Source organism: Sphingobacterium bovisgrunnientis, from assembly GCF_009829085.1.
GTDB lineage: Bacteria > Bacteroidota > Bacteroidia > Sphingobacteriales > Sphingobacteriaceae > Sphingobacterium > Sphingobacterium bovisgrunnientis.
Map to the genome: position 1 here is coordinate 1 of NZ_WUQY01000071.1, position 2,267 is coordinate 2,267.

Annotated in this window: 1 protein-coding gene; it reads right to left on the minus strand. The window is 32.5% G+C overall.

The annotated features are described in order from the left end of the window. Positions 1-519: 519 nt before the first annotated feature. A complete protein-coding gene (locus tag GOQ16_RS17105) occupies positions 520-2,085 on the minus strand; it encodes an ADP-ribosylglycohydrolase family protein (protein ID WP_160070407.1) in 1,566 nt (521 codons plus the stop codon). Between the last annotated feature and the right edge of the window lie 182 nt (positions 2,086-2,267).

The window sequence follows — 2,267 nt, forward strand, 5'->3', positions numbered from 1 at the left end:
GCCGTAACAGGTGGGAGAGTAGGTCGGTGCCTTTTTTTATACAAAGCCTTATCACATAACGTGGTAAGGCTTTTTTGCGTTTAAGTACGTTTTAATGGAAATCTAATCTGCAATGTATTATTGAATATAGATTATTACTTTGATTTATCTCATCGTGCTAAGAAAATACGATTTCTATATAAAATCACAACTATAATCTTTATTTCATTATTTATTTTTTAAAATTCATAATCGTTATATACTTTTAGTATTCTATACCTAGTATACTAAAGTCTTTGAGTAAATTTTTTATTATTTTCATGAGATAAATTCAATGCAATTCTATGGTTTGATATTAGCACAAAACATAATAGCTCAGAATTACTGTACCTATATATTTCTTTATAGGTTTTATATTATAATTCTAAGTGAGTGCATTTGTTTTCGCATTTATTATATTAAGTGAATCGTTTGTATTAATACAAAAAAGCCTTCATCAATTTGATGAAGGCTTTAATACTGCCAGATGATAAAAGATTATTACTTGTCTTTATAAACTACAGCTCTTTCGACCCAAATATCGTGACCTGTAGATTTTTCATTTTTATCATTCGATACGATTAATTTTAAAGTATGTTTTCCAGGTGATAAATTCATATGATGGAATATATGTGCTCTATTTACATCGTATTTTCCTGCTTCCTCCCTGAAATATGTGTCTATATGTTTTACGAATTTACCATCAAGATATACATCAGCACTACCACCACTTGTATTCCAACTACCTAACAACGATATTCCAGTTCCTTCAAACTCTAATTCAAGAATGTCATTTGGTGTGGTCGCTTTTTTGTACAAGTCACTATCGCCATCACCATATACGAAGTCAATCCAGTTTCCGCTTAATTTCCATTCTTTACTCTGCTTTATTTGAACTTGATAACTCATAATTTTGTTTGGATAAGATTGTTCTACTTTCCCATCAAACTTGTGTGCCTGTGTTTTGATTTTATATACACCATTTTTAATTTCGCCACCATTATTTACAACATTCTGTTCAATATGTTTTATTGTTTGTTCAACAGCTTTGTTAAAGGAATAATTGGTGTGTAAAAAGTGTTTGTCTGCTATTTCTGGCAAGTAGGAAATAAAGTTATCGGGAATGCTTTTGAAACCATCCTTGATCCCTAATACAGCAGCAGCATTTGCGCTATTACAATCCGTATCTTGGCCACAACGTATAGTTATCTCCATGGTCTTTTGAAAATCTCCCTTACCATACAATAAACCTATGGCAATGTAGGCACCATTAAGTTTTGCATCAATATTGAAATCGTGGTATGGTACACATATGTCATCCTTAGCCCATTTATCTTCGATAGTTTTCCATGCGTATTTCCAATCATTTGGATTTTTCTCAAAACAAGTTATCACATCTTGAATACATTGTGCGTAAGTACTATTTTTAGGAATAGATTTCAATCCATTTTCAACTATTTTATTAATATCGTTTTCGAAGTATGCATTCGTATGCATTGCGGTTACAAACATTCCGCCGTATAATCCATCTCCATACGACATAATTCTTCCTACAGAATCGCACATGAGGTTGGAAGATTGTGGCATCCCAGGGTGCATAAAGCCAATGAAATCGGATTCTATTTGGAAGTCAATGTCATCAGCATGCATACTGTACTCAGGGTGTCCAGCTTCTATAGGACTCTTTCCTTCAAATATATTTTTTCTTGCTTGTAGGTTAGCATGGCAAAGCGGGAAGTTTGCATGTGCAAAATCATAGGCCAAATCTTTTAATGTTGTTTGCTTACCATTTTTTTCGAAGGTTTGCATAAAGGATAATTGACCATATATATCATCTTCTAATAATGATTTTTCGATTAGTTTAGGCTCCCAAGGAATAGGATCGTCAAACGTTTTTCCGACAGCTTTAAATTCCATCTCTCTTCCATACATTACACCGACCATTTTACTCGCCCATGCACCTTTCACTTTGTCCTCAAGTACTTCTTGCGAGAGTGTGCTGTATTTATTGTTTGAAATACAGGATGATACCAAGAGTAATAAAGGGAATAAATAGGTTTTTTTCATAATAACAATTGTTTACTAGGTAGTATTATTAATAAAATTAAAGAACAAATATACAATTAATAAATTAATTTCAAAAACAATTTTATCCCTCAATCTTCCAGCGACTTAACTCAAATTGCAAAATTAATTCACGCTAAAGCTTTGAAGTGATGTGTAAATGTTGCTATCTTTGCACCACTCCG